We start from the raw sequence: 26,581 nt of genomic DNA, 5'->3' as shown, positions 1-26,581 counted from the left end.
AACGCATCCGGAACGGGACGCCACACGAACGGAATTGACCACCGGGCGACCGGGGGAGGCAACGTGGACGACTATGCGGGGCGGGTACTCGCCGACCGCTACCGCCTGCCGCTTCCGCCCTCGGACGAATACGAACTCACCGAGACCCGCGCCTTCGACACCTACAGCGGGCAGGAAGTCCTGGTGCGGCAGGTGCCGTTGCCGGAGGTCGTCGAGGCGGAGGTGCTCGACGCGGAGGGGCTGCCCGAGGGGTTCACGGCGCGCGACCGGGCGGCCCGGCGGCCGCCGGCCGGACGCGGAGGGGCCGTCCGGCGGCCCACGGACCCGGCGGTACGGCGCGCGGTGGAGGCCGCCCAGGCGGCTGCCGCGATCCCCGATCACCCGCGGCTCGACCAGGTGTTCGATGTGTTCGCCGAGGGCGGTTCGCTGTGGGTGGTGAGCGAGCTGGTGGCCGCGCGGCCGCTGGCCGCGCTCCTCGCCGAGCAGCCGCTGACGCCCTACCGGGCGGCCGAGGTCGCCTCCGACGTGCTGACGGCGCTGCGGGTGCTGCACGCGCACGGCTGGGTGCACCGGAACATCACCGCGCGGACCGTGCTGGTCTGCGACGACGGACGGGTCTTGCTGACCGGCCTGGCGGTGGGGGCGGCGGAGGAGGCGCTGTGCGGGTACGACCCGGTGCCGGCGCCCGCGTACGACGACCACGGTGGTGCCGGCGGCGGGACCGCCGGCGAACTGGGCGCGGCCCGGGGGACGTTCGGAGCGGCCGGGCCGAGCGGGGTCGGTGGGCCCGGCGGCGGGGCTCTCGGCGGCGGTGATCCCGAGGCCGCCCGGCGGGCCGCCATCGAGGCGCGGGCGGCCGGGGGGCTGCCGGTGCCCGGGGTGGACGCGGCCGGCAGCGTGGGCGGTTCGGCCGCGCCGGCCAGCAGGGCCCAGGAGCCCGACGGCGACATCCGGGCCGCGCGGGCCGGGGCGAGCGCCGCGTACCGGGCGGGAGCGCGGGCCGCGGCGAGGGTCCAGGAGGCCCAGCAGGGCGGCCGCGCGGCCCTGCCCGGCGCCCGCGCGCCGGCCGAGGGCGGGGCACCGGAGCCGCCGCATCCGCGCGGGCCCGAGGGCGGCCCGCCGGGGCAGATAGCCGACCCGTACGGCGTGCGCGCCACGCCCTGGCACGGCGCCGGGCCGCGCCACCCGGGGGACGCGCCGGGCCTGCCCGCACAGTCCCGGGCGAACGGACTGGGGCAGGGCAACGGGCTCACGCAGACGAACGGCCTCGGACAGACGCACGGGCCGGGCCACGAGCCGGCGCAGGCCAACGGGCTGACGCAGGTGCCGCCCGCGCGCGGCGGTTTCACCGGCAGCGAGCTCGCGCGGTCCGCCGTGCCGGTGCCCGCCCAGGAGGCGGTGGCCCAGGGCCGTACCGCACCTCCCCCCGGCACCCGCTGGGACGACCTCGCCGCCGGGGTCCCCGCGCCCCGCCGCGGCCCCGCCACCGCACTGGCCGCGGAGCGCGCGCGGCAGGCGCGGATGGCCGTCGTGGGACCGGTGACCGAGCGGTGGGCGCCGGAGCAGGCCGGACCGGTGCACGAGAACTGGCAGCTGGCGCCGCCCATCGGGCCCGCGACCGACCTGTGGGCGCTCGGCGCGCTGCTCTTCCGGGCCGTCCAGGGCCACGCGCCCTACCCGGAGGAGTCGACGGCCGAGCTGGTGCAGTCGGTGTGCGCCGAGCCGCCCGCCTTCGCCGAGGAGTGCGGAGCGCTGCGGCCGGTCGTGGAGTCGCTGCTGCGTCAGGACCCGACCGAGCGGCCGGACTTCGAGGAACTGCGCGGCTGGCTGCGCTCGCTGGTGCGGTCCGCGCCCGAGCCGGAGGCCGGCGTGCATGTCGTACCCGCGCCGCCGCCCGACGCGAGCCGGCTGCCGATCGTGCGCCGCAAGGGCGAGCTGGTGCGCAGACGGCGCGCCGGGCTGCCCGCGCGGCACGGGCGGCACAAGCGCGGCAGGGAGAGGACGCGTTCGCCGCGCAGCCTCGGCCGGACCCTGCTGCTGGTGATACTGCTCGCCCTGGCCGGCACGGTCGCGTACGCCGCGCTGTTCATGCCGAAGGCCGGCGAGAGCCCGGACACCGGTGCGGCGCCCGGCCGGACCGGCGCCGCAGGGCAGGCCGGCCCGGCGCCCGAGCCGACGCCGAGCAGCGAGCCGCGCCCGGACCAGAACTCGCCGCGGGACGAGCCGCGGGACGAGCAGACGGGGACGCGCCCCGCGGTCGCCGAGGGCTTCACGCTGCACGACGACCCGGAAGGGTTCCGGATCGCCGTCGCCGAGGGCTGGCAGCGCGCCCCGAGGAACGGCAGCGGGCAGGTCGTCTACTCCCAGGGCGACGTGGAGCTGATCGTCGTACCGGGACGGGACAGCGCGCAGGAGTACGGCAGCGACCCGATGGCGTACCAGCGGGAGCGCGAGCCGGAGCTGCGGCCGTACCGGGAGTCCAGCTGGGCCACCTCCACCGGTCTGAAGACCATAGAGGTGGGCGGCCGGACCATGGCCGAGGGGCAGTTCACCTGGAGTGACGACGAGGGCCGGGACCTGTTCGTGCGCAACCTCGCGATATTCCTCGACGGGCGCTACCACGTGGTGCAGGTGCGCGGCCCGGAGGCCGAGCGGGACGAGGTGACCCGGCTGTACGAGCAGGCGGCGGCGAGCTACCAGGCGATCGGCTGAACCCGTAGGGGCGGCTGGTCCGTTGGTTCCCGGTCGTCACCGGAAGCGACAACCGTCACCGTGCGGCTTTCCTGGCACGCCCGCGGCTCCCCGTCACGGGCCGGTCCTCACGCTGACCCTGTGGGGACGCGGGCCGCACCCGGGACGGCGGCGCCTCGGTGTCGGCCTCGCCGTCCGCGACACCCTCCGCCTCGCCGTCCGCGTCACCCCCACCGGGCCCGGAGGAGCCCGTCCCGGTCACCTGGGTGCGCAGGGACGACCCGGCGGGTTTCAGCCTCTCACTGCCCAGCGACCGCTGGCAGCGCTCGGTGTACGGCGTCCAGGGCGGCCTGACGCGGATCGACTGCACGCCCGGCGGCGGAACCCGCCTCGTCCGCGTCGCCGTCGACACCTCCCCGGACTACGACGAGCCCTGCGAGCACCAGCTCGACCTGGAGGCCCAGCTCCGGCGGCCGGCGCGGTACGAGCGCGTGACCATGGAGAGGAACGTCCACCGGGACCGCGGGGGTTCCCTGTGGGAGTTACACGTGGACCGCGCTGGAGAGCGACCCCGGCGACTACGCGGGGCCGCGCCGGGCGACCGAGGAGTTGTACCTCGACCGGGACGGCGTCGAGTACGTGCTGTACCTGCCGCGGCCCGCGGCGGACTGGGAGACGACACGGGAGCAGTTCGACACGCTGCTGCGGGGGTGGCGGTGAGCGGTCGGAGCAGCCCTTCTGAACGGTCGGAGAGCTGACAGGGGGCCGTACCGGCGTACCGGCCACACCCGGACGGCATGGTCGTTTGTCGGCCATGCCACCCGTTCGGCCCGGAGGGGCCCGCTCCGGCTGGGGCATGATGTCGCCATGGGGAGCGAGCGATCCGACGCGCGGGTCATCGCGGGCCGTTACCGGCTGCACGCGGCGCTCGGGCGGGGCGGCATGAGCGTCGTCTGGCGGGCCACCGACCAGTTGCTCGGCCGTGAGGTGGCCGTCAAGGAACTCGCCCCGGACGACGCCCCGCCGGTCACCCGCGTCCGTTCCCCGCGGGACCGCACGCTGCGGGAGGCGCGTGCGCTGGCGCAGTTGCGGCACCCGCACGTCAGTGTCGTGCACGACGTCGTCGAGCACGACGAACGCCTCTACATCGTCCTGGAGCTGATCGACGGCGGCTCCCTCGCCGACCGGATCGCCGCGCACGGCCCGGTCGACGCCCGTGAGGCGGCCCGGATCGGCGTGGCCCTGCTCGGCGCGTTGCGCGCGGCGCACGAGCACGGTGTCCTGCACCGCGACCTCAAGCCGGCGAACGTCCTCATCGAGTCCGGCACCGGCCGTGTCGTCCTCACCGACTTCGGGGTCGCCCAGGTCGAGGGCGCCACCACCCTCACCGAGTCGGGCACGTTCGTCGGCTCGCCCGAGTACACCGCGCCCGAGCGGATGTCGGGCTCCGGCACCGGACCGGCCTCGGACCTGTGGTCGCTCGGCGTGCTGCTGTGCACGGCGGTCAGCGGCGCGTCGCCGTTCCACCGCGACTCGCTGGGCGGGGTGCTGCACGCGGTGGTCACCGCGCCGATCCGGCCGCCCAGGCAGGCCGGGCCGCTGCTGCCCGTCGTCCGCGGACTGCTGGAACGCGACCCGGAGCGGCGGCTGGACGCGGCGCAGGCCGAGCGGATGCTGCGCGACTTCCTGGAGACCGGCCGTACGCCGGAACCGTCCCGCGCGCAGCGCACCCCGCGGGACCGGCTGGTGATCGCGCTGCTGGTCGCCGCGATGGCGGCGGCGGGGGTGTCGGCGGCGGCGCTGCTCGTGAACGGGGGCGCCGGGGCGGGCGACGGTACGCCGGTGAGCCCGACGCCGAGCGCGTCCGCGAGCGTGTCCGCGGGGCCGTCCCGCAGCGGCTCGGGCAGTTCCCCCGAATAGGAGACAGGTGACGACCTGGGTCACGGGTCCGTGTCCGGTGGGCCCCCGCGGTGGCCGGGGCGGCGCCCGCCGCGATGTGCAGGGACGCACAGCCAGCAACGGGGGAGCCCGCTACGAGTCCGACGAGCCAACGAGTTACGGTCTGCAACTACGACTTCGCCATGCCGGAGAACCCGGTGACCCGGCCGGACGACGAGGCCGAGTACCGGGGCGAGGACGCCGCGCGGAACACGATCGCGTACCGGACGACCGACAGCGAGAACCCGCTCCCGCGCGAGGTGCAGATCTTCTCCTGCCGCGACTCCGGCGGCGACATGTACAAGCTCACCGTCAGCTTCCCCGGCGCGGGCGACTTCACCGCACGCGGCCGTGAGGTGGCCCGGATCGCGATCGCCGACCTGGACATCGGCACGCTCTGAACGCTCGCCGACAAAGACGCGTTCCGCGGGGTAGGCGTGGGGCATGAGCGACGGCGGCGAACAGCAGCGCGACGGAGGTCTGGTCGGCGGGCGCTACCGGCTGATCGAACGCATCGGTGCGGGCGGCCGGGGCACCGTCTGGCGGGCGCGGGACGAGTCCGCCGGGCGTGAAGTCGCGGTCCGGCAGCCCCGGTTGCCCGGCGAACCGGGCACCGAGGCGCACCGCCGGGCCGCCCGCCGCCTCCGTCACGAGGCCCGGGCCGCCGCCCGCGTCGGCCATCCGTCCGCCGTCACCGTCCACGACGTCGTGGAGGAGGACGGGATCCCCTGGACCGTCATGGAGTTGGTCCGGGGCGAGTCCCTGCACGGGAGGCTGCGGCGCGGTCCGGTCCCGCCCGCCGAGGCCGCCCGCGTCGGGCTCGCCGTCCTCGGTGCCCTGCGCGCCGCGCACGCGGTCGGCATCGTGCACCGGGACGTCGAACCGGCCGGCGTCCTGCTCGACCGGCACGGCCGGGTCGTGCTCACCGGCTTCGGCGCGGCCCCCGTCCCGGTCTCCCCTGCCGGCGGCGCCGAGTTCGCCGGCTCCCTGGAGTTCGCCGCCCCGGAACGCATGGCCGGACCCGGCGCGGGCCCGGCGTCCGACCTGTGGTCCCTGGGCGCTGTGCTGTACGCCGCCGTCGAGGGCGGATCCCCGTTCCGCCGTACGACACCGGAGTCGACGCGCGCCGCGATCCTCGCCGCGGACCCGCCCGAGCCGCGGCGGGCCGGCCCGCTCGGACCGCTGCTCGTCCGGCTCCTGGCGAAGGACCCCGCACGCCGACCGGCACCGGAAGAGGTGGCCGCGGAGCTGGAGGCCGTGGCCGCAGGGCTGGGGGCGATGGCCCGGGATGTGGTGGCGGGGCGGGTGGTGGCCCGGGATGTGGTGGCGGGGGAGGCGGTGGCCCGGGATGTAGTGGCGGGCGAGGTCCTGGCCCGGGGTGTGGTGGTGCGTCCCGGCGAACCCCGGACCGCCGGGCCAGGTCATGGCCCCGGAGGCGGTGGCGGGGGAAGCCGCGGCCTGGTCGCCCAGTGCGCCGCCGTCTTCCACGACATTCGCGGCCGGCTGGCCGCAGAGGCCGGCCGAGGCTCGCCAACGCCCTGATCAGCGGGTTCGTTGCCAGTGATCACTGGCGGTGTGTGCACTCGGTGAATCCCCATTACCGACGGGTACACAAAGCGTTCGCCGCGGCATACCCTGCGGCTCATGACGGACTCGCAGACCCTGGAGCAGGCCACGCACACGACCGGCACGAACCCCCTCGCCGCCGCCCCCGAGGGCGCCCGCACCGCCGCGGACGTGGTCACCCCCGAGCTGATCGCCCAGCTGACCCGGGGCGTCGCCGGATCCGGCCGGACCGCCAACCACACGCCGTTCACCGGCGAGAAGCTGGCCGACCTGCCCGAGTCCACGCCAAAGGACGTCCAGCACGCGTTCGCGGCGGCCCGCGCCGCGCAGGCCGTGTGGGCGCGGACGCCGCTGCGGCAGCGCGCGGCCGTCCTGCTCCGCTTCCACGACCTGGTGCTGGAACGCCAGGCCGAGGTGCTCGACCTGATCCAGCTGGAGACCGGCAAGGCCCGGCTGCACGCCCACGAGGAGGTGCAGGCCGTCGCCGTCGCGGCCCGGCACTACGGCCGGACGGCCGCCGCCTTTCTCAGGCCCAAGCGGCACGCCGGCGCCGTCCCGGCCCTCACCAGGGTCACCGAACTGCGCCACCCGCGCGGCGTCATCGGCCAGATCGTGCCGTGGAACTACCCCCTCGAACTCTCCGTCGGTGACGCGATGCCCGCCCTGGTCGCGGGCAACGCCATCGTGATGAAACCGGACACGGAGTCCTGCCTGACCGCGCTGTGGGCGCGCGACCTGCTGATCGAGGCCGGACTGCCCGCGGACGTGCTGCAGGCCGTCATCGGCGTCGGGCCGGTCGTCGGCCCCGAGGTCGTCAAGCACGCCGACTACGTCTCCTTCACCGGCTCCACCCGCACCGGCCGCGAGGTCGCCACGGCCGCCGCCGCCCGCCTGGTCGGCGCCTCGCTCGAACTCGGCGGCAAGAACGCCATGCTGGTCCTCGCGGACGCCGACGTCGAGAAGGCGGCGGCCGGTGCCGTCCGCGCCTGCTTCTCCTCCGCCGGGCAGCTGTGCGTGTCCATCGAGCGGCTGTACGTCCACGAGTCGGTCGCGGACACCTTCGTGGCCCGCTTCGCCGCGCGCACCAAGGGCATGCGGCTCGGCCGGGCGCTGGCCTACGGCGCGGACATGGGCTCCCTGGTCGGCGGGCAGCAGCTGGAGACCACCAAGCGGCACGTCGAGGAGGCCGTCGCCAAGGGCGCGACGGTGCTGGCCGGCGGTGTGGCCCGCCCGGACATCGGCCCGTACTTCTACGAGCCGACGATACTCGAGGGGGTGGAAGCCCCCATGGCCGTCTGCACGGAGGAGACCTTCGGCCCGGTCGTCTCCGTCTACCGCTTCAGCTCCGAGGACGAGGCGGTCGAGCGGGCCAACTCCACGCCGTACGGCCTGAACTCCTCGGTCTGGACGAAGGACGCCCGCCGCGGCCGTGCGGTCGCCGCCCGCCTGCGCACCGGCACCGTCAACATCAACGAGGGTTACGCGTCGGCGTACGGCAGCGTGCAGTCCCCCATGGGCGGCATGAAGGACTCCGGCCTGGGCCGCCGGCACGGCGCCGAGGGCATCCTCAAGTACACCGAGGCCCAGACCGTGGCCCAGCAGCGCCTGCTGCCGATGGCCCCGTCACTGGGCATGGACGACGAGAGGTACGCGGCCCTCATGAGCAGGAGTCTGCGGCTCCTGAAGGCGTTGCGGTTCCGCTAGCCGGCGCTCCGTCACCGTCCCCGCTCCCAGCACCCGCTCGGTCACACGAGCCGTTCGGCCATCACCCGTTCTCGACGAGGAGAGCACGTGTCGCAGGAGAAGTCCGTCCAGACCCGGGACGAGGGCGGGTACGACTACGACGTGATCGTCGTCGGGTCGGGGTTCGGCGGCTCCGTGACCGCCCTGCGGCTGACGGAGAAGGGCTACCGGGTCGGCGTCCTGGAGGCCGGCCGCCGCTTCACCCGGGACACCCTGCCCAGGAACTCCTGGGACCTGAAGAACTACCTGTGGGCCCCCAGGCTCGGCCTGTACGGCCTGCAACGCATCCACCTGCTGGGCAACGTGATGGTCCTGGCCGGCGCGGGCGTCGGCGGCGGCTCGCTCAACTACGCCAACACCCTCTACGTCCCGCCGAAACCGTTCTTCGAGGACCCCCAGTGGGGCCACATCACCGACTGGCAGCGGGAGCTGGCGCCGTACTACGACCAGGCGCGGCGCATGCTCGGCGTACGGCTGAACCCGACGATGACCCCCTCCGACGTCCACCTGAAGGCGGCCGCGCAGCGGATGGGCGTCGGGGACACCTTCCACAGGGCGCCGGTCGGGGTCTTCTTCGGCGACGGCGAGGACGCCGACGGCACGGTCCGGGCGCGCCCCGGCGAGGAGGCGGCCGACCCCTACTTCGGCGGCGTGGGCCCGGCCCGCCGGGCCTGTGCCGAGTGCGGTGAGTGCATGACCGGCTGCCGCCACGGCGCCAAGAACACCCTCAACGAGAACTACCTCCATCTCGCCGAGAAGGCGGGCGCGGTCGTGCACCCGATGACCACCGTCGTCTCGCTCACCGACGACTCACAGGGCGGGTACGCCGTCACCACCCTGCCCACCGGCCGGCGCGGGAAGGGCGGCGGCCGCACCTTCCGCGCCCGGCGCGTCGTGCTGGCGGCCGGCACCTACGGCACCCAGACCCTGCTGCACCGCATGAAGGCCACCGGCCGGCTGCCCTACCTCTCCGACCGCCTCGGCGAACTGACCCGCACCAACTCCGAGGCCCTGGTCGGCGCGCAGACCACCGACCGCCGCTACCGCAAGGCCACCGGCGAGCCGAAGGCCGACTTCACCCGCGGCGTGGCCATCACGTCCTCCATCCACCCGGACGCCAGCACCCACATCGAGCCGGTCCGCTACGGCCGGGGCTCCAACGCGATGGGTGCCCTGGCGATCCTCCAGGTCCCGTACGCGGGCGGCTCGTCCCGCGCCCTGGCCTTCCTGCGCAACGCCGCCCGCCACCCGCTGCACCTGCTCCGCTCCCTCAACAACCACCGCTGGTCGGAGCGGACCGTCATCGGCCTGGTGATGCAGTCGCTGGACAACTCGCTGACGACGTACCTGAAACCGGACGGCGTCGGCAAGGGCCTGCTGACCGCCCGGCAGGGCCACGGCGCCCCCAACCCCCCGCAGATCAGGGCCGCCTCGCAGAGCGCTTCGGCGATCGCCGCCGAGATCAACGGCTTCGCCGGCAGCAACGTCGGCGAGCTGATGGGCACCCCGCTCACCGCGCACTTCCTGGGCGGCTGCGTGATCGGCGACTCCCGCGAGACCGGCGTGACAGACCCGTACCACCGGCTCTGGGGCCACCCGGGCATCTCCGTCGTCGACGGTGCGGCCGTCTCCGCCAACCTGGGCGTCAACCCGTCCCTCACCATCACCGCCCAGGCCGAGCGCGCGATGTCGTACTGGCCGAACAAGGGCGAGGCCGACCCCCGCCCGCCGCAGGGCGCGGCGTACGAACGTCTCCAGCCGGTCGAGCCCGAGGCCCCGGCGGTGCCGGCGGACGCGTTCGGCGCGCTGCGCCTGCCGTTCCTGGGCCTGCCGGCCGTACCCCCCGAGAAGTAGGGCCCCCGAGAAGCAGGCCCCGGCAGCCAGGCACGGCGGAACGGACAAGAGAGAGGGAGCTGCGCCCCCCTCCGAGCGCAGCTCCCTCTCTCTTCGTCAGGGTCAGGCGTGCTTACGCCTGCACACCGGCCTTCTTGCGCCGGACGACGAACACCGCGCCCGCACCGGCGACGACGGCGACCCCGCCGACCAGGCCGATCATGGGCAGCGCGGAGCTGGAACCGGTGTTGGCGAGGCTGCCGGTGGCGGCCACGTCGTTGACCTCGTCGAGGTCGGCCATCCCGCCCTGCGGCTTGGCGTCCTCCGGCTCACCGGCGTCCGCGCCCGCGGCGAGGATGTCGAAGAAGTAGACCCAGCCGTTCGGGTCGTCGGCCATCCAGCAGCCCTCGGCGTCGGAGTACTGCGCGAAGCCGCCGGTCAGACCGATCGCGTCGGGCACCTCGCCGCTGACGCTCAGCCGCAGCTGGTACGAGGTGGACTGACCCGCGCCGAGGCTGAACGGCGTGAAGGTCGCGCCCTCGCCGGCCGCGTCCGCGAGCGTGGTCCAGCCGCCCGCGGCCTTGTCGAAGACCTGCACGGTGATCTCGCCGGAGTAGTCCGCGTCCCAGCCGAACGCGGCGACGCCGATCAGCGGCTTGATGTTCTTGATCTCCTCGTCGCCGCTGCTGGAGACGTCGAAGGAGAACTCGGTCCAGCCGCTGCCGGCCACGATCGTCTCGGGCAGGCCCGACAGGCCGCTGGTGAGCTCCTCGCTCAGGCCGACGGACTCCTCGTCCGCCTGCTCGCAGAAGTCCTCCTCCGGCGCGGAGGCGCTCGGGGAGGGGGTCACGGACGCGGTGGCGGAGGGCGTGGCGGAGCCGGTCGGCGTGCCGGGGGCCGTCGCGGTGGCGGAGTCCGTCGCGGTCGGGGCCGTGGTCGCGGTCTGGCTGCTGTCGCCGGCCGGGGTGTCCGAGGCGGTCGGACCGGCCGACTGGGTGTCGCTCGCGTCCGGCGTGACGGTCGCCGTCGCGGTGGCGGTGGCGGTGTCCGTCGCGGTCGGGCTCGCGGACTCCGTCTCCGTCGCGTACGCGGCCGGGGCGGCGAGCAGCGCCAGCGGGGCTATCGCGGCCGTCACGGCGGCGGCAGCCAGGGCACGGCGAAGCTTCATGAAGACCTACCTGCTCAATCGGAAGGGCTCCGCGCAGGCGGCGCGGCTGTGGCCCTTGGTTCAGCAGGTTTGATCATCAACGCCTGTGGATGGTTGTCCGGCCTTCACACAGTTTTTATGTGACCTGGATCACATGGTTTGCGGGGAGTGACGGCGGGCAGCCGGTCGGTGGGTGAGTGGGCGTGCGAAGGGCCCCGCGGGGCGGAGCCGCGGGGCCCTTCCTCTCGTCAGCACCGGCGTCAGGGCAGCGCCGGTGCCCGGGGAGCGGCGCCGGGGGGCCGCGCCGCTCGCCTCTGGTGGTCCGGGGGACTACGGGCGTCGTCGAGGGGGACGGTTCCGCCGGCCGGCCCCGGGCGTCCCCGGAGCCGGCCGTTCTCTTGGGTGACCGGGCTGCTGTCCCCTGCCGTCCGGTCACTTCCCTGGAGCGAGGTCCCACGACGCACGGCGATCCGTACGTCTCATCGCTCCAGCGAGCCACGCGTGGTTCTTTCGGGCCCGCCCCTGGCTGGCACGGACACCGGGACCAACGAAGCCCGGCGGGCGGCGGTCACGCGCCGTACGGGTGAGAGGGCGGACGGACTCAGATGCGCCCCCTGCACAGTTCGAGCAGCGTCATGGCGAGGGCGGTGCCCGGCTTGCCGAGTTCCTCGCGGTAGCGGCCGAGCACCTCCATCTCCCGCGAGAGGTTCACGCGCCGGCCGCCGGAGGTGATGCGGGCCTCCTGGATCACGGTCGACACGGCCATCCGTTCCTGGATCAGACCGATGATCCGGTCGTCGAGCGCGTCGACGCGCGCCCGGGCGCCGGTGATCAGTTCGGCGGCGTCGTCGGTGCGGGCGCCGGTCGTGTCGGCGGCGGTGCTGGTCATGGTCGGGGCTCCTCGTCGGACGTGGTGCCCCGGACCGGACGAGGTCCCTGCAGAACGCCGAACGCCCCGGGACCTTGTCGGCCCGGGGCGCCTGGGAAGTCGCTCGTCAGTTGCTCAAGCAGCACGACCATGGCAGCCGGCGGGCCGGTTGCCATAGGTAAAGCGGAAGGTCGGGTGCGTGAGCATGCGGTCAGTATGCCGTGGCGGTCCGGGCGGGCCAACCCGGTTCGCATCCTGAGACGGCCGCCGCCCACGTCAGCCCCGCTAGAATCGGCCGTACAGCCCTTACAAGCCGCCGGAAGGCATCCCGTGTCATCAGCGACCCCCGCCGCCCCCGACACCGTCCTGGTCGTCGACTTCGGTGCGCAGTACGCCCAGCTCATCGCCCGACGCGTCCGCGAGGCCCGGGTCTACAGCGAGATCGTGCCGAGCACCATGCCGGTCCAGGACATGCTCGCCAAGAACCCGGCGGCGATCATCCTGTCCGGCGGCCCCTCGTCGGTGTACGAGGAGGGCGCTCCCCGTCTGGACCGCGAGATCTTCGAGGCCGGCGTCCCCGTCTTCGGCATGTGCTACGGCTTCCAGCTGATGGCGCAGAGCCTCGGCGGCACGGTGGACAACACCGGCGCCCGTGAGTACGGCCGCACCGACCTGCACGTCTCCCGGTCGTCCTCCACCCTCTTCGAGGGCACCCCGGCCGAGCAGGCCGTGTGGATGTCGCACGGCGACGCCTGCTCCGCCGCCCCCGAGGGCTTCAGCGTCACGGCCTCCACGGACGTCGTCCCGGTCGCCGCGTTCGAGAACGACGAGAAGAAGCTGTACGGCGTCCAGTACCACCCCGAGGTCATGCACTCCACGCACGGCCAGCAGGTCCTGGAGCACTTCCTCTACCGCGGCGCGGGCCTGGAGCCGAACTGGACCACGGGCAACGTCATCGAGGAGCAGGTCCAGGCGATCCGCGAGCTGGTCGGCGACAAGCGGGCCATCTGCGGTCTGTCCGGCGGCGTGGACTCCGCCGTCGCCGCCGCCCTCGTCCAGAAGGCGATCGGCTCCCAGCTGACCTGCGTCTACGTCGACCACGGCCTGATGCGCAAGGGCGAGACCGAGCAGGTGGAGAAGGACTTCGTCGCCGCGACCGGCGTGCAGCTGAAGGTCGTGGACGCCGAGCAGCGTTTCCTGGACGCCCTTGAGGGCGTCTCCGACCCGGAGGAGAAGCGGAAGATCATCGGCCGCGAGTTCATCCGCGTCTTCGAGCAGGCGCAGGTCGAGATCGTCGCGGACGAGGGCCCGGCCGTCGAGTTCCTGGTCCAGGGCACCCTCTACCCGGACGTCGTCGAGTCCGGCGGCGGCACCGGCACCGCCAACATCAAGTCCCACCACAACGTCGGCGGCCTGCCCGAGGACCTCGAGTTCCGGCTGATCGAGCCGCTGCGCAAGCTGTTCAAGGACGAGGTCCGGATGGTCGGCCAGGAGCTCGGCCTGCCGGACGAGATCGTCCAGCGCCAGCCGTTCCCGGGACCGGGCCTCGGCATCCGGATCGTCGGTGAGGTGACCAAGAAGCGGCTCGACCTGCTCCGGGAGGCCGACGCCATCGCCCGCGAGGAGCTGACGGCGGCCGGCCTCGACCGTGACATCTGGCAGTGCCCGGTGGTGCTGCTGGCGGACGTCCGGTCCGTCGGCGTCCAGGGCGACGGCCGGACCTACGGCCACCCGATCGTGCTCCGCCCCGTCTCGTCCGAGGACGCCATGACGGCCGACTGGTCGCGCCTGCCGTACGACGTCCTCTCCCGGATCTCCACCCGGATCACCAACGAGGTGCGGGACGTCAACCGGGTGGTGCTCGACGTGACGTCGAAGCCGCCGGGGACGATCGAGTGGGAGTGAGCCTGGTGCCGCGGCACTAGGTGCGCCTGATCGTGCGCAGGGGTGCGCCGGGCTTCCAGACCTGGAGGACGAGGTAGGTGTCGTCCTCGACGGAGGTCCGCACGACCTCCGTCAGCTCGGCGCGGAAGAGGTGGAACGGCTCCGGCGGTGCCACCTCTTCGCGGTATCCGGCCCGTGCCGCCGGGTCCTCCACCTCGACCGCCCGCCCGGCGACCCGGACGTCGCCGCCGCCCATCGACGTGCCCTCGCCCGGGTTCGCCTGGAGCGCGAAGCGCGGGTCGCGGCGCAGGTCGAGGGCCTTGAGCGAGTCCGGCATCATGCCGAGCCACAGCTCGCCGCCGAGGAAGCGCACCTCGATCCCCGAGGTGCGCGGCGAGCCGTCCGCGCGCAGCGTGGCGAGGACGTGGTGGGTGTGGGCGGCGAAGCGTTCCCCGACGGTCCGGGCGAGAACGGGTTCGGCGGCGGCGAAGGACGCCCAGGGCGCCGGCCCAGGGCTCGCGGACTCAGGGCTCGCGGACTCAGGGCTCGCTGACGTGGGGCCGGCATGGGGCCGGGCCGGGGCCGGGCCGGGGCCGGCCGGCATGGGGCTCGCTGACGTACGGCTCGCTGGCATACGGCGAGTCTGCCGCCGAAACCCGACACCTTCTGTCAGGTATGTGACGAGCCGGAGTGGCGCGGGTCACCGAGGCCCTGTTGTCCGGCGCTGACCGAGGGTAGCTTCCGCTCCGTACCGGAACCCAGCGCCGGAGGATGCATGCCCGCGCCCACCCCGCCCCAGCCCCTGCCCACCGACCGGCTGCGGTTCGCGATGCCGCCGCGGTTCGAGTCGGTCGACGACGAGCGCCGGCACCGCAAGGAGCGGCTCGCGGGCGCGCTGCGGATCTTCGGACGGCTCGGCTTCGAGGACGGCGTCTCCGGGCACATCACCGCCCGCGACCCGGAGTACTCCGACTGCTTCTGGGTCAATCCGTTCGGGATGCCGTTCCGGCAGGTCACCGTGGGGGACCTGGTGCTGGCCAACCGGGACGGGCAGGTCGTCGAGGGCCGCTACCACGTCAACCAGGCCGCCTTCACCGTGCACGCCCAGGTGCACGCCGCCCGCCCCGACGTGGTCGCCGTCGCCCACTGCCACTCCGTGCACGGCCGCGCGCTCGCCGCCCTCGGCGACCTGCTCGACCCGATCACCCAGGAGAGCTGCGCCTTCTACGAGGACCACGCGCTGTACGACGCCTACACCGGTGTCTCCGTCAACGCCGAGGAGGGCCGCCGCGTCGCCGCCGCGCTCGGCTCCCGCAAGGCCCTCGTCCTGCGCAACCACGGCCTGCTGACCGTCGGCGACTCGGTCGACGCGGCGGCCTGGTGGTTCCTGTCCATGGAGCGCTCCTGCCAGGTCCAGCTGACCGCCCGGGCGGCCGGCCGCCCGGTGCTGATCGCCCACAGGCAGGCGGTGGCGACGCGGGAGCAGCTGGGCGGCGACCTGGTCGCGTGGATCAGTTACCAGCCGCTGTGGCAGGACATCACGCGCCGGGAGCCGGAGCTGCTCACCTGAAGCCGGTCGTTCGGATCGGGCCGGCCGACGGAGACCGCGCGTCTCGGCCGGCCCCAGCCCCGCGCCGCCGCCGTGGTCCGAACGACAGGCCCTGGGCGCTGAAGCGCGCAGCACCGCCGCCGTCGTCCTCGCGAACTCGTCGTCGGTGAGCACCCCGTCCCGGTGAAGTTCGCCCGACTCCCGCAGACGGCACAGCAGTACGTCGTGGCGGCCGGCCGTCGGCGGCACGGCGGTCCTCGGGCCGGGTGCGCGGCCGGCCGGCTCGCCGGTGCGGGGAGCGGGGCCGGCGGACGGGTGGGCCGCCGGGTGCGGCCGCCGGGCGGTGACCGCGGTGGCGATCGGGGCGATGAGCCGATCACGGCGGGTGCTGCCCCACAGGTGAGCTGGTAGGGATCGGCCGCGCCGGGCAGCCGGCCGGCGGTCGCCTGGAGCATTGGATCGGCGCCCTCGCACAGCCGCAGTCGCAGTCGCAGCCGTAGTCGCAGCCGTAGCCGCAGTCGTAGCCGCAGGCGCAGCGGCAGCCGTAACCGCCCGCGTTCGCGGTCCGGTTCGAACGCCGCACCGGCCACGGCCTCGAACGGCACGACGACCTGCCCGTACGTCTGCCGGAACAGCGGCACGGAGCGGTGCAGCCCCGGCGTGATGCGCACCGTGCCGCCGTCGTGGGGCTCAGGTCCCGTCACGCCGGATGATCTCGGCGGGACGGCCGTTCTCGCTGCCGGGTCAACACGGCGACCGTCCGTTCACCCGCGCTGGCCGAGCTGACCGCACCTGCCGGACGTGTACCGGGTGCCGTAGGGCACAATTCGCTGACGTCGCGGGGGAGTTGCACGGTCCGTCGGGGAGTGGTCGGCCCTCCGGCGAGCGGGCGGACGAGTGGAGCACGGGGATGTGCGGAAGGCGGGCGTCGGGCGTGGCGGTGCAGGAGGCGAGAGGGGGCGCGCAGGCGCGTACGGGCGCGTTCGGGAGCGCTCATGACGGTGGCTGCACCTGCGGGGACTGCCCGCACGGGGCGCGTGCCGGGCACCGGCGGGCGGTGGCCGAATTCCTGCTGCAACGGGACGCGTTCGCCGCCGGGCAGGGCCTGCCGGCGGCCGTGGCCCACTCGGTGTCGGCCTCCCGGCAGTGGGTCTCCGACGAACTGACCCAGTCCGCGGCGGCGGTCGCCGAACGCGCCCGCGCCGAGGGCCAGGCCTGGCTGTCCCGCCTGTGGCTCCGCACGGCGTGCGCGGTGTGGGCGCTGGTCCTGCTGTTGCTGCTGGTGCAGTCGCTGACGGCGATCGGCTCGGGCTGGACGGCCGCGCGGACGGCCGGGCTGCTCGCGGCCGTGCTGGTGGCGGCGGCCCTGACGGCCGCGTCCTTCTTCCACCGGGCGCGCGGCGGCGTCCTGGCCCCGGTCGTCGGCGAGGACAACCGCCTGTCGACGTCCCGTGCCGTCGCGGCGCTGTGGGTGCTGTTCGTCGCCTACTCCGTGCTGGTGCTCGCGGGGCAGCTGGCGGCCGCCTCCTCGCCCGCCGCGCGCGACGAGCTGATCGCCGGCCTCGGACTCGCCCGGGGCGCCGGGGTGGTGACGGTCCTCGCCGTCGCCTGCGGGATCGCCGTGCTGGTGCGGCGGGTGGTCGGCCTGCGCGTCCTCGGGCAGCGGCTGCAGAAGGTGCGCGCGGACCGGCCGCACGCCGCCGACCTGCTGACGGACGACGCGGGACGGGGCACCTTCGCCGACATCCAGTACGTCGTGATCAGCGCGGTGGCCCTGGTGTTCGCGGCGGTACGGCTGGCCCGCCGGCCCGACCAGCTGCCCGACCTGCCGTGGGGGCCGGCGGTGCTGGTCCTGGTCTCGGCCGCCACCTACCTCGCCGGCAAGTACGCCGAGGGCGGCCGCCCCGTCGTCCTCTCCGTCGTGCGCGCCCGCGAGGCCGGTGACCTGGACGCGCCCATCCGCACCGGCGAGGACATCGAGATCCGCGGCGCCGGTTTCGTCCCGCCGGGCGCCGGCACCGCCGACCGGCTCTCCCGCATGGTGGTGCGAATCGGCCCGGTCCACGTCCACGTCCCCCTCGTCCCGGTCACCGGCGGCTTCAGCAACCCGACGGACACCCTGCTGACCGTGCCGGTTCCGGCGGAGGTGGAACCGGGGCGGGTGGAGGTCCGGGTGGTCACGGCGGCGGGGGTGGAGACGAACGCCTGCGTGATCGAGGTGACGGAGTGACCGGCCGGGCGGAGCGCACGGCGGGTGCCGCGCCCGCGTGAGGGGCCGGTCCGTGCCGCATCCGGCCCAAACGTGATTGAGCGGGCGCGTCTCGTCATACGTATGGTCTGGTGAGGGGTCCACGGCGAGGGCGGGCGAGAGGCGGTACGGAGCGATGACTCACGGTGTTCGGACAGAAACGCACAGCACCTCCTACCCTGGCGGCCGCACCGACTGGCGGGACGCCGCCACCCGCCACGCCCTCCTCCCGCTCCGGATCTTCCTCGGCGTCACCTTCGTGTACGCCGGTCTCGACAAGCTGACCGACAGCGCCTTCATGCAGGCGGCCGGCCCCGGCTCCATCGGCGACCTGATGCGTACCGTCCGGGACTCCGCGGCCGTCCCCGCCCTGGTCGACCCGGCCCTGGACAACCCCGTCGGCTTCGGTCACGCCATCGCCGGCGGCGAACTGGCCGTCGGCATCGGCACCCTCCTCGGGCTCTTCGCCCGCCTCGCCGCCCTCGGCGGCGCGCTGATCTCCCTCAGCCTCTGGCTCACCGTGAGCTGGGCCTCCGACCCGTACTACTACGGCAACGATCTCCCGTACATGTTTTGCTGGGTGCCGCTGGTGCTGGCCGGGGCGCCCTACTGGTCACTGGATGCCCTGATCAGGGGCCGACGGCGGGGACGGGGCCAGGCGGGGGCTTGGCGGTAAGTCACAGCAGCTCCTGGTCGGACAGGTGTCGGTACAGCGTCGCCCTGGACCCTCGCCCACCTGATGGCCTGCTCCCCCCCCCTCGTCCTCGCCGGCGCCCCCGTCCTCTCCCTCGACGCCGTCCTCCGCGCTCGACGGCGGCGCAGGGGCGGGTACTGACACGCCGGGCGACGGCAGCCGCGGGGCGGCGGGTCGGGCGGTGTCGGGTGGTGTGGCGGCCGGTGGGCGGCCGGGTGGGTGGTCCGTGAGTGGCCGGCGGGCAGCCGGGTGGGTGGTCGGCCGGCGGTCCCGGTGGCCGTCCCGTGCCGCCTCAGTGCGGCGCCCTCGGCCGGGCCTCGGCCGCCGCCGCGCGGCGCGCCCCCCGGCGGCGTATGCCCCGGCCCAGCATCCCGGCGACGGCGGCCAGGCACAGTCCGCCCGCCGTCATGGGGAGCACCGCGAACCACGGCGTCTCCCAGGCGCCGCCCGCGTCCCCGGCGTAGAGGACGCCGACGGCCATCAGGGCCGCCCCCGCGACCAGCCTCCCCGGCTGGAACTCATGACGCAGCACGGCTCACCTCCACCTGACCGACGCCCACCTTGAGGTCGAGGTCGACCGTGCCCGCGGCGCCCTCGGCGCCCGCCGCGGGTGCCAGCGTCACCTCCCGGTACTTGCCCGGCTCCACGTCCACGTCCTGCTTCCGCTCGCCCGGCAGCTGGATGTCACCCAGCCCCACGTCGATGGTCGCCCTGACCGTCACGTCCGGCGGCACGATCACCCGCAGCCGGCCCACGCCCACCTCGGCGTCCGTGGCCACCGTCCGGCCCCCGGCCGGGTCGAGCCGGGTCAGGTCCAGGGTGCCGACACCGGTGCCGAGCTCGTACTTCTGCCGCACGTCGGCCACCGCGGCCGGACGCCAGGTCGTGCGTATCCACTCCGTGCCGATGTTCTTGGGCAGGGCCGCCGACGCGGCGAGCAGCCCCGCCGTGACGACCGCCAGGAAGATCGACCCCGCTCCCGTACGGCCCAGGAAGGCGCTGACGGCGATGCCCAGGCCGAGGACGGTGAGCGCGCAGGCGAGGCCGGTCTGCAGACTGGTGCCCAGCGGGTGCTCCTGCCAGGTCAGGCGCGTGCCGACGACACCCGCCAGCAGGGCCAGCAGGAAGATCCAGCCGCCCGTCCAGCGCGGGCCGCGCGGTTTGGGCGGGGCGGTGCGCGGGGTGCGGGGCGCCTGCCGGCCGGTGTCCGTGCCGAGGCCGATGGTGACGGCGGCGGCGATGTCCCGGTCGCGGGATTCCTGCGGCCCCCACAGGTAGCCGGTGCCGCCGACGTGCGTGCCGTCCTTGACGATCGGGTCGCGCCACCAGGACGGGTAGGCGGAGGGGACCGGCGGCGCCTGGGCCTCCGGCGGTGCGTCGGCGACGGCCTGGGCCGCCAGCGGGTCGGGGTCGGGGGCGCCCCGGCGCTGCGACCAGTAACCGGCGCCGGCGAGGAGGAGGGAGAGGACGACGGCGAAGGTCAGCACCCCGCCGTTGTTCAGCAGGGTCAGGAAGACGCCGCAGCCGACCAGCGCGAACAGCACGGCGGCCAGGGCGTGGCCGTCGACGCGGCCGGTCAGCAGCTTGCGGACCTCGTTCTCGTCCTCGTCGTCGTACGGGACGAAGAGCCAGGCGAAGCCGTAGAAGATCAGGCCGATGCCGCCGGTCGCGGAGAGCACGGCGAGGGTGATCCGGAAGATCACCGGATCCATGTCGCACTGCCGGCCCAGCCCTGCGCACACCCCGGCGAGCATCTTGTGCCGCCGGTCCCGCCGGAACCTGTGCGGGGGCTCCGGCGTACCGGAGCCCTCGGGTGCTTCGGGCTCGCCGGAGGGTGCTCCGGTCGGGCCGGGTGTCCCGGGCCTGCCGGGCGCGCTCGGGTCCTCGGGCGCGCGCGGTTCCTCACCTGCGGCGGTCGCGGCGGCGGTGTCGGACGCGGGGCCCGCGTCGGGCACGGCGTCCGCGGCGTGCTGGTGATCAGTCATGCGTCCATGGTGACGGGCGAGCCGCCGCCGCGGGAGTCGGTACGACCCTGGCCGGACCCTGATATCGCCCCTGAGCCGGGGCGGGGGAGGCGTTCGACGGACCGGCCCGCCGAAGATCAGGGGCGTCTAGGGGGCCGACCCTGATGCTCCGGCCCGCCGCCCGTGTGACCATCAGTGGCATGCCGGAAGCCGCAACCGCAGCAGCGCCACTCGACGAACCGCGGTCGCCGCGCAAGCTCTACCGCAGCAGTGACGGACGCTGGCTCGGTGGCGTGGCGCGGGGACTGGCCGGGCATCTCGGCCTGCCCGTGATCTGGGTGCGGCTGGTGTTCGTCGGCCTGTTCATGGCCGACGGGCTCGGCGCGCTGCTGTACGCCGCCTTCTGGTTCTTCGTGCCGCTCGGCGTCGGCGGCGTCGAGGCGCAGAAGCCGCCGTCCCTGGTGACCACCGAGACCTCGCCCGACGGCCGCAAGAAGCTCGTGGCCCGCAAACCGGACAAGGGCCAGATCGTGGCCCTGCTGTTGATGGTCGTCGTGGCCATGGTCTTCGTCGGCAACGTCAACGCGGGCGGCGGCGCCCAGGCCTACCTCCTGCCGGCCGTCCTGGTCGGTGCCGGTGTCGCCCTGGTCTGGCGTCAGGCGGACAACGCCCGCCGGGCCCGCTGGGTCGAGGTCGGCCGCCGCAAGCGCACCCTCGACCTGCTGCGCGCGGTGGCCGGCGTCCTGCTGGTCACGGCCGGCGTCACCGGCGTCTTCGTCCTCCAGGGCTCCGCCGCCCACCTCGGCTCGGTGCTGCAGGCCGCCCTGGCGGTGCTGGTCGGCATCACGCTCCTCGCCGGTCCGTACCTCGTCCGTATGACACAGGACCTGTCCGAGGAGCGGCTGATGCGCATCCGCGCCCAGGAGCGCGCGGAGGTCGCCGCCCACGTCCACGACTCGGTGCTGCACACCCTGACGCTGATACAGCGCAACGCGGACCACCCCGGCGAGGTACGCCGCCTCGCCCGCGCCCAGGAGCGCGACCTGCGCGCCTGGCTCTACAAGCCGGAGGGCAACGGCAAGGACGAGGCCGACGAGCCGGCCACCCTCGCCGACGCGGTGCGGCGCAACGCCGCGGAGGTGGAGGACAAGCACGGCGTCCCCATCGAGGTCGTCGTGGTCGGCGACTGCCCGCTCGACGAGAAGGTCGGCGCACAGATGCAGGCCGCGCGCGAGGCGATGGTGAACGCCGCCAAGTACGGTGGCGACGGCGGCGCCGTGCAGGTCTACGCCGAGGTCGAGGGAAGGACGGTCTTCGTGTCCGTCCGGGACCGCGGTCCCGGCTTCGACCTCGACTCGATACCCGCCGACCGCATGGGCGTCAGAGAATCGATCATCGGCCGCATGGAGCGCAACGGCGGCACGGCCCGGCTGCGGGCGGTGCCGGGCGGCGGTACGGAGGTCGAGCTGGAGATGGAGAGGGCGGAGAGGACGTCATGAGTGAGCCGACCGAGGCGAACGGGACGGCGGGGGCGGACGAGGCGGCAGGGCCCGCACGGACGCCGGGCGGCGGCGCGGCACGGCGCGTGCGCGTGGTGCTCGTCGACGACCACCGGATGTTCCGCACGGGCGTGCAGGCCGAGATCGGCCAGACCGAGCAGACCGGCGTCGAGGTCGTCGGCGAGGCCGCGGACGTCGACCAGGCGGTCACGGTCATCACCGCGACCCGGCCCGAGGTGGTCCTGCTCGACGTGCATCTCCCGGGCGGCGGCGGGGTCGAGGTGCTGCGCCGCTGCGCGCCGCTGATGACCGGCGGAGAGCAGCCGGTCCGGTTCCTCGCGCTGTCCGTCTCGGACGCGGCGGAGGACGTGATCGGCGTGATCCGCGGCGGCGCGCGCGGGTACGTCACCAAGACGATCACCGGCACCGACCTGGTCGACTCGATCTTCCGGGTGCAGGAGGGCGACGCCGTCTTCTCCCCGCGTCTGGCCGGCTTCGTCCTGGACGCCTTCGCCTCCACCGACGCCCCGCCGGTCGACGAGGATCTCGACCGTCTCACCCAGCGCGAGCGCGAGGTGCTGCGGCTCATCGCCCGCGGCTACGCGTACAAGGAGATAGCCAAGCAGCTCTACATCTCCGTGAAGACGGTCGAGTCCCACGTCTCGGCGGTCCTGCGCAAGCTCCAGCTCTCCAACCGGCATGAACTGACCCGCTGGGCGACGGCGCGGCGGCTGGTGTGACCGTCCGGTAGGCACGCCTACCAGGCCGCCCGCTGCGAACGGCCGGCCGGAGCGGTCGACAACGTGGCGTCCGGCCATCTCCAGCCCGTCCTGAACGCACTCGAGCGCCGGCCCGGCGACAGCGCGCGGCCGCTTCGCCCACGTCGGGTTCAACCGGATCGGAGGCGGCCGCGACGGGCGAGGAGGAGTCGGACGATCTCGGGCGCCGACTGTGGATCGGAACGATCCGCGAAGCGTCCTGACGCCGGCCGCAGGCGGCGGCTCCCGCGCCGGCCTCAGCGAGCTCTCACGCCACCCGCGTAGCCCCCGCGAACGGCATCTCGTCGACCGGGGCGAGGCGGACCGGTGCCGAGGGGTTGGGCGCGTGGATCATCCGGCCGTCGCCGACGTAGAGGCCGACGTGGCTGATGCCGGAGTAGAAGAACACCAGGTCGCCGGGGAGGAGTTCGGCGCGCGAGACGCGGCGGCCGGCGTCGATCTGGGCGTAGGTGGTGCGCGGCAGGGAGACCCCGGCGGAGCGGTACGCGGCCTGGATCAGGCCCGAGCAGTCGAAGGCTTCGGGGCCGGTGGCGCCCCACACGTAAGGGCTGCCGAGCTTCTGGTGGACGTACGCGACGGCGGCCGCGGCCCGGGCGTTGGGTGCCGCCGTCGTGGCCGGCCCGGGCGCCCAAAGGGGGGCGCGGCCGGCCGTCGGGGCGCGGCCGGTGCCGTCGTCCTGCGCGATCCGTGCCCGTTCCTCGGCCGTCAGCCGCGACAGCAGCCGCCGGGCCTCGTCCAGCTTGCCGGTGACGGTCTTCTTGTGCCGGTTCAGCTCGGCCTGCCGGGACCGGAGCGCCGTCAGCTCGAAGCGTGCGGCGCCGCGCAGCTGCTCGATCTCGCGCAGTTGCCGGCGTACCTGTGCGACGGCGGCCGCCCGCCGGTCGCCGGTCCGTTCGGCGAGGGCGGCGCCGTCGAGGTACTGGTCGGGGTCGGCGGAGAGGACGAGGCGCAGGGCGGGGTCGAGTCCGCCGTCGCGGTACTGGGCGGCCGCGTGCGCACCGAGTGCGTCGCGGGCGGAGGCCAGCCGGTCCTCCTTGCGGGCGGCCTCGTCGCGCAGGGCGTTCAGCCGCTGCTGTGCCGCCCGCGCCTGTTCCTCGGCGCCGTTGTACTTCTCGGTGGCGACCTCCGCCTCCCGGTACAGCTCGTCCACCTCGGCCCTGACCTGCCCCGGCGTCGGCTGGGGCTCGGCGTGGCCGGTCCCGTCGAGGCCCGTGGCGGTCGCCGCGCCCGCGAGGGCGATCGTCGCCGCCGTGCGGGCCGTGGGGCCGTGGGCCGAGCGGTGCCGGGGCTTGCGGTGCGCTGCCACGTGGACTGCACGTCCTTTCGTACGACTCGGTCGGCCGCCGTGTCCGTACGGCCACCGGGTGGACGTACGACCGCCCGGGGCGGCTGACGCGTCCGGCGGCGCTCCGCGCAGGGGCTGCGGGGCGCCGCCGGGCCTTTCGGCGGTGGTGCCCGGCTGCCGCCCCTGGCCAGGGCGGCGGTGAGGAGCCGGTCACCTGGTGGAGGACGCTAAGCCCGGCCGCGGCGGCCCGGTGTGCCCTGTGCGGAAGTGGCGGAAGGGGAGCAACCGGTGACCGTACGTGATCGTGGCGTCCGGGGGAGGCCGTCTTCTTCGCGCAGCGCGATGACCGAAGCGGCGATTCCGGGGGTGGGCGGAGGGGCGCAAGTGCTATGGCGCATATATGCAGTCACCGTGCGTCCGTGGGCGGCCCGGTGTGGGACGGGCGCGGACCCCCTCATTAGGCTCCGGCCCCATGGACGTACTCATCCACCTCTTCGTCGGCCTGCACATCATCGGCATCGCGTCGCTGCTCGGCGGCTTCCTCACCCAGATGAAGGCGATGGGCCAGGGCACCGCGCGCTTCGTCCCGGCGATGCTGCACGGCGCCCTGACCATGCTGGTCACCGGCGTCATCCTGGTCGGCCTGAACCAGGCCGACGACCAGACCGTCGACAACATCAAGATCGGCGTGAAGCTGGCCCTGCTGATCGTGATCCTCGGCCTCGTCTACGTGAAGCGGGACGAGGAGCGGGTGGACAAGGGCACGTTCGGGCTGGTGGGCCTGCTGACCACGGCGAACGTCTTCATCGCCGTGCTCTGGACCTGACCGCCCGCCCCTCGCCCGACGTCCTGCCGCACGCGCGCGTGCCGCGGAGAACCCCGCACGCGCGCGTGCCCTTCGCACGCTTCCCGGCGCCGGGTGCGTCAGGCCGGGCGGACGACGCTGTGGATGGAGGACTCGCCGTCGTAGTAGACCGACTCCTCGCGGACGTACGCGCCCGGCTTCGGGGCATGGATCATCATGCCGTTGCCGATGTAGAGGCCGACGTGGGTGATGTCGTCGTAGAAGAAGATCAGGTCACCCGGCAGGGCGGCGGCGAGGGAGACGGTCGTGCCGGCGTTCACCTGGTCGTAGGTGGTGCGGGGCAGGCTGACGTCGGCGGCCTTCCACGCGGCCTGGGTGAGGCCGGAGCAGTCGTAGGAGTCGGGGCCGGTGGCGCCCCAGACGTACGGCTTGCCGATCTGGGCGCGGGCGAAGGCGAGCGCCTTCTCCGCCTTGGTGCCGTACGCGGAGTCCGGCACCGACGTCCCGGAACCGGACGGGTCGCCGGTCGCGGTCGAGGAACCGCCGCCCGCCGACTCCTGCACCTGCTCCTGCTCCTGTCGCGCCGCCTCCAGGCGCCGCTGCTCCGCCGCCTGCTGCCGGGCGAGCTCGGCGGCCCTGCGCTCGGCCTCCTCCTGCTTCTCCTTCTCGATCGCCGCGAGGCGGGCCTTCTCCTCGGCGGTCAGCCGCGACAGCAGTTCCCGCGCGTCGGCGAGCTTCTGCTGGACCGTGGCCTTGGCCGTCCGCAGGTCGCTCTGCGACTCGGTGAGCGTCGTCAGGCTCTCGGTGGCCTCCTGGCGCTTCTTCATCGTCGCGGACTGCTCGGTGAAGTACTCGTCGACCGCGTCCTTCTGGCGGCTGGTCAGCCGGCCCATCAGCTGCGTCCGGTCGAGGTAGTCCTGCGGCGAGTCGGCGAGCAGGAAGGTGGCGGTCTCGGGGAGGGACCCGCCGGTGCGGTACTGGGCGGCGGCGTACGTCCCCAGTTCCTCGCGCGCGTCGTTCAGCCGCTGCGCGCGCTGGGCGACGTCGTCCAGGAGGGTGTCGACGCGCTTGCGCTGCTTCGCGGTCCGTTCTTTGGCCGCGTTGTACTTCTCGGTGGCCGACTCCGCCTGGCGGTAGAGGTCGTCGACCTTCTTCTCGACCTCTTCGAGACTCGGGTTGTCGTCGGCCGAGGGGGCGGCGTTGGCGGTCTGGGAGAGCAGGGCCACGGACGTGAGGGCGGCGGTGGCGAGTGCGGGGGTCCGTATACCTGCTGCGCGCGCGCCGGCGGGGCGCGACTTGCGGTGCGACGCCAAAGGAGGCGACTCCTTCCATCTGCCGCCTACCGGGTTAGCTGTCGGGTTCGGGCGGGTGGTTCGGAAGGGTTGCCCTACGGTCCGCTCCCGGGGAGGGAGGCGGGCCGATTCACCCCAGATTCGGTTGGGTCCCCGGCTCCGGCTGCCTGGGGCGCACCGGACTCGGCGGAGGCCGCGCGGCCCGGCGACGTTCGCCGGTGGGGGTCGTGCGGCCTGACCGGAACGGTAGCCAACTCGTGTGGCCCGTGTGAAGGTTGGTGGGTGATATGCCCGATACATTTTCGTGACCTTTAGTCAGTCGTTACGGCTCGCGTGAGATCGTGTTCGGACGGTGAGCGTGCGCGGCCGGCGGCCGCGGCGGCGGCCGGGCGGTGCCCGCCTCGTGGTGTGGGCAGGGGTCTGCGTCGCGTGCGTGGCCGGTGGGGGCCGTGGGCTGCGTCGCGGTGTGCGGCCGGGGTCTGCCGGGTGATGCGTGGCCGGGTCCGTCGTGCGGTGCGTGGCCGGGTCTGTCGTGCGGTGGGTGGTCGGAGCGGGCCTCACGTGCAAGGTCGGACCGGGCCTCACGTGCGTGACCGCAGGCCTCACGTGCGTGGCCGGGGCACATCTCGCGCGCGAGGCCGGCTTCTGTCTGTGCCGGTACGGTCGCCGGCCTTACGTCCGTGGCCGTCCGGCCTCGGCGCCGCGGCGGGATCGCCCGCCTCGCCGCGGTGGGGCCCACCGCCTCGCCGCGGCAAGATCGTCGGTCTTCCCCGCACGATCGTCCGCTGTTCCGGTC

19 protein-coding genes, 4 pseudogenes and 1 riboswitch are annotated in these 26,581 nt (G+C 74.3%); of the genes and pseudogenes, 15 read left to right on the top strand and 8 right to left on the bottom strand.

Going from position 1 to position 26,581, the window contains the following annotated elements:
• Positions 1 to 63: 63 nt before the first annotated feature.
• The 8 genes and pseudogenes from ACFF45_RS02210 to ACFF45_RS02185 all read left to right on the top strand — a co-directional run bounded on the left by ACFF45_RS02210 (position 64) and on the right by ACFF45_RS02185 (position 9,792).
• On the top strand, positions 64 to 2,712 hold the full coding sequence (locus ACFF45_RS02210; protein ID WP_381341121.1) for a serine/threonine kinase C-terminal domain-containing protein: 2,649 nt from the start codon (positions 64 to 66) through the stop codon (positions 2,710 to 2,712).
• A 158-nt stretch (positions 2,713 to 2,870) separates the two neighbouring features.
• A pseudogene (locus tag ACFF45_RS35715) lies at positions 2,871 to 3,227 on the top strand (serine/threonine kinase C-terminal domain-containing protein); the annotation flags it as partial.
• A gap of 22 nt (positions 3,228 to 3,249) precedes the next feature.
• The gene (locus tag ACFF45_RS35710; protein ID WP_512701179.1) at positions 3,250 to 3,411 is read left to right on the top strand and encodes a serine/threonine kinase C-terminal domain-containing protein; all 162 of its coding nucleotides are present in this window, start codon (positions 3,250 to 3,252) and stop codon (positions 3,409 to 3,411) included.
• A 147-nt stretch (positions 3,412 to 3,558) separates the two neighbouring features.
• Positions 3,559 to 4,611, top strand: coding sequence for a serine/threonine-protein kinase (locus tag ACFF45_RS02205; RefSeq protein ID WP_381341118.1), 1,053 nt, complete (start codon positions 3,559 to 3,561; stop codon positions 4,609 to 4,611).
• Positions 4,612 to 4,772: 161 nt separating this feature from the next.
• Positions 4,773 to 5,030 (top strand): hypothetical protein, encoded by a 258-nt coding sequence (locus ACFF45_RS02200; RefSeq protein ID WP_381341115.1) that lies wholly within the window; start codon positions 4,773 to 4,775, stop codon positions 5,028 to 5,030.
• A 43-nt stretch (positions 5,031 to 5,073) separates the two neighbouring features.
• Positions 5,074 to 5,898: pseudogene (locus ACFF45_RS02195) on the top strand (serine/threonine-protein kinase); the annotation flags it as partial.
• A gap of 375 nt (positions 5,899 to 6,273) precedes the next feature.
• Entirely contained in the window at positions 6,274 to 7,899 is a 1,626-nt protein-coding gene (locus ACFF45_RS02190) for a succinic semialdehyde dehydrogenase (protein ID WP_381341113.1), read from the top strand.
• 87 nt (positions 7,900 to 7,986) lie between these two features.
• Positions 7,987 to 9,792 carry a GMC oxidoreductase gene (locus ACFF45_RS02185; RefSeq protein ID WP_381341110.1) on the top strand — a complete coding sequence of 602 codons (1,806 nt, stop codon included), beginning with the start codon at positions 7,987 to 7,989 and terminating at the stop codon, positions 9,790 to 9,792.
• 112 nt (positions 9,793 to 9,904) lie between these two features.
• Here ACFF45_RS02185 and ACFF45_RS02180 read toward each other — a convergent pair whose 3' ends face one another.
• A complete protein-coding gene (locus ACFF45_RS02180; protein WP_381341108.1) occupies positions 9,905 to 10,939 on the bottom strand; it encodes an LAETG motif-containing sortase-dependent surface protein in 1,035 nt (344 codons plus the stop codon).
• A 580-nt stretch (positions 10,940 to 11,519) separates the two neighbouring features.
• Positions 11,520 to 11,807 (bottom strand): chorismate mutase, encoded by a 288-nt coding sequence (locus ACFF45_RS02175; RefSeq protein WP_381341105.1) that lies wholly within the window; start codon positions 11,805 to 11,807, stop codon positions 11,520 to 11,522.
• 309 nt (positions 11,808 to 12,116) lie between these two features.
• Here ACFF45_RS02175 and guaA point away from each other — a divergent pair, with 309 nt between their 5' ends.
• The gene (guaA, locus tag ACFF45_RS02170; RefSeq protein ID WP_381341102.1) at positions 12,117 to 13,691 is read left to right on the top strand and encodes a glutamine-hydrolyzing GMP synthase; all 1,575 of its coding nucleotides are present in this window, start codon (positions 12,117 to 12,119) and stop codon (positions 13,689 to 13,691) included.
• Positions 13,692 to 13,707: 16 nt separating this feature from the next.
• On the opposite strand, the pseudogene ACFF45_RS02165 reads toward guaA, so the two are convergent.
• A pseudogene (locus tag ACFF45_RS02165) lies at positions 13,708 to 14,169 on the bottom strand (pyridoxamine 5'-phosphate oxidase family protein); the annotation flags it as partial.
• Positions 14,170 to 14,445: 276 nt separating this feature from the next.
• On the opposite strand from ACFF45_RS02165, the gene ACFF45_RS02160 reads away from it, so the two are divergent.
• Positions 14,446 to 15,240 (top strand): class II aldolase/adducin family protein, encoded by a 795-nt coding sequence (locus ACFF45_RS02160; protein WP_381341099.1) that lies wholly within the window; start codon positions 14,446 to 14,448, stop codon positions 15,238 to 15,240.
• A 99-nt stretch (positions 15,241 to 15,339) separates the two neighbouring features.
• Here ACFF45_RS02160 and ACFF45_RS02155 read toward each other — a convergent pair.
• Positions 15,340 to 15,933 (bottom strand): annotated as a pseudogene (locus tag ACFF45_RS02155) (DUF4429 domain-containing protein); the annotation flags it as partial.
• 220 nt (positions 15,934 to 16,153) lie between these two features.
• Between ACFF45_RS02155 and ACFF45_RS02150 the strand changes: the two are divergent.
• Positions 16,154 to 17,449: a hypothetical protein gene (locus ACFF45_RS02150; protein WP_381341097.1), complete on the top strand. Its 1,296-nt coding sequence runs from the start codon at positions 16,154 to 16,156 to the stop codon at positions 17,447 to 17,449.
• A gap of 154 nt (positions 17,450 to 17,603) precedes the next feature.
• Positions 17,604 to 18,143 (top strand): DoxX family protein, encoded by a 540-nt coding sequence (locus ACFF45_RS02145; RefSeq protein ID WP_381341094.1) that lies wholly within the window; start codon positions 17,604 to 17,606, stop codon positions 18,141 to 18,143.
• A gap of 310 nt (positions 18,144 to 18,453) precedes the next feature.
• On the opposite strand, the gene ACFF45_RS02140 is transcribed toward ACFF45_RS02145, so the two are convergent.
• A complete protein-coding gene (locus ACFF45_RS02140; RefSeq protein ID WP_381341091.1) occupies positions 18,454 to 18,693 on the bottom strand; it encodes a hypothetical protein in 240 nt (79 codons plus the stop codon).
• Positions 18,680 to 20,146, bottom strand: a complete 1,467-nt coding sequence (locus ACFF45_RS02135; protein ID WP_381341089.1) for a PspC domain-containing protein — start codon at positions 20,144 to 20,146, stop codon at positions 18,680 to 18,682. Before ACFF45_RS02135 ends, ACFF45_RS02140 begins: the two co-directional genes overlap by 14 nt.
• Positions 20,147 to 20,325: 179 nt before the next feature.
• On the opposite strand from ACFF45_RS02135, the gene ACFF45_RS02130 reads away from it, so the two are divergent.
• On the top strand, positions 20,326 to 21,624 hold the full coding sequence (locus ACFF45_RS02130; protein ID WP_381341087.1) for an ATP-binding protein: 1,299 nt from the start codon (positions 20,326 to 20,328) through the stop codon (positions 21,622 to 21,624).
• On the top strand, positions 21,621 to 22,364 hold the full coding sequence (locus ACFF45_RS02125; protein WP_381341084.1) for a LuxR C-terminal-related transcriptional regulator: 744 nt from the start codon (positions 21,621 to 21,623) through the stop codon (positions 22,362 to 22,364). Before ACFF45_RS02130 ends, ACFF45_RS02125 begins: the two co-directional genes overlap by 4 nt.
• A gap of 286 nt (positions 22,365 to 22,650) precedes the next feature.
• Here ACFF45_RS02125 and ACFF45_RS02120 read toward each other — a convergent pair whose 3' ends face one another.
• Positions 22,651 to 23,709 (bottom strand): C40 family peptidase, encoded by a 1,059-nt coding sequence (locus ACFF45_RS02120; protein WP_381341081.1) that lies wholly within the window; start codon positions 23,707 to 23,709, stop codon positions 22,651 to 22,653.
• A 451-nt stretch (positions 23,710 to 24,160) separates the two neighbouring features.
• On the opposite strand from ACFF45_RS02120, the gene ACFF45_RS02115 reads away from it, so the two are divergent.
• Positions 24,161 to 24,514 (top strand): hypothetical protein, encoded by a 354-nt coding sequence (locus tag ACFF45_RS02115; RefSeq protein ID WP_381341079.1) that lies wholly within the window; start codon positions 24,161 to 24,163, stop codon positions 24,512 to 24,514.
• A 98-nt stretch (positions 24,515 to 24,612) separates the two neighbouring features.
• Here the strand turns inward: ACFF45_RS02115 and ACFF45_RS02110 are convergent, their stop codons facing one another.
• Positions 24,613 to 25,806 carry a C40 family peptidase gene (locus ACFF45_RS02110; RefSeq protein WP_381341076.1) on the bottom strand — a complete coding sequence of 398 codons (1,194 nt, stop codon included), beginning with the start codon at positions 25,804 to 25,806 and terminating at the stop codon, positions 24,613 to 24,615.
• An 8-nt stretch (positions 25,807 to 25,814) separates the two neighbouring features.
• Positions 25,815 to 25,984: riboswitch (cyclic di-AMP (ydaO/yuaA leader) on the bottom strand.
• Between the last annotated feature and the right edge of the window lie 597 nt (positions 25,985 to 26,581).

The organism is Streptomyces cinereospinus (assembly GCF_042430725.1).
GTDB lineage: Bacteria > Actinomycetota > Actinomycetes > Streptomycetales > Streptomycetaceae > Streptomyces > Streptomyces cinereospinus.
The sequence above is the reverse complement of the archived record's forward strand: the minus strand, read 5'-3'. Positions and strand labels throughout refer to the sequence as shown.

Bases quoted from the DNA above. Each gene is read 5' to 3' on its own strand.
- ACFF45_RS02125 (WP_381341084.1), top strand. From the start codon at position 21,621: ATGAGTGAGCCGACCGAGGCGAACGGGACGGCGGGGGCGGACGAGGCG.
- ACFF45_RS02160 (WP_381341099.1), top strand. From the start codon at position 14,446: ATGCCCGCGCCCACCCCGCCCCAGCCCCTGCCCACCGACCGGCTGCGG.
- ACFF45_RS02130 (WP_381341087.1), top strand. From the start codon at position 20,326: ATGCCGGAAGCCGCAACCGCAGCAGCGCCACTCGACGAACCGCGGTCG.
- ACFF45_RS02175 (WP_381341105.1), bottom strand. From the start codon at position 11,807: ATGACCAGCACCGCCGCCGACACGACCGGCGCCCGCACCGACGACGCC.
- ACFF45_RS02135 (WP_381341089.1), bottom strand. From the start codon at position 20,146: ATGACTGATCACCAGCACGCCGCGGACGCCGTGCCCGACGCGGGCCCC.
- ACFF45_RS02205 (WP_381341118.1), top strand. From the start codon at position 3,559: ATGGGGAGCGAGCGATCCGACGCGCGGGTCATCGCGGGCCGTTACCGG.
- ACFF45_RS02200 (WP_381341115.1), top strand. From the start codon at position 4,773: ATGCCGGAGAACCCGGTGACCCGGCCGGACGACGAGGCCGAGTACCGG.
- ACFF45_RS02115 (WP_381341079.1), top strand. From the start codon at position 24,161: ATGGACGTACTCATCCACCTCTTCGTCGGCCTGCACATCATCGGCATC.
- ACFF45_RS02180 (WP_381341108.1), bottom strand. From the start codon at position 10,939: ATGAAGCTTCGCCGTGCCCTGGCTGCCGCCGCCGTGACGGCCGCGATA.
- ACFF45_RS02145 (WP_381341094.1), top strand. From the start codon at position 17,604: ATGACTCACGGTGTTCGGACAGAAACGCACAGCACCTCCTACCCTGGC.
- ACFF45_RS02190 (WP_381341113.1), top strand. From the start codon at position 6,274: ATGACGGACTCGCAGACCCTGGAGCAGGCCACGCACACGACCGGCACG.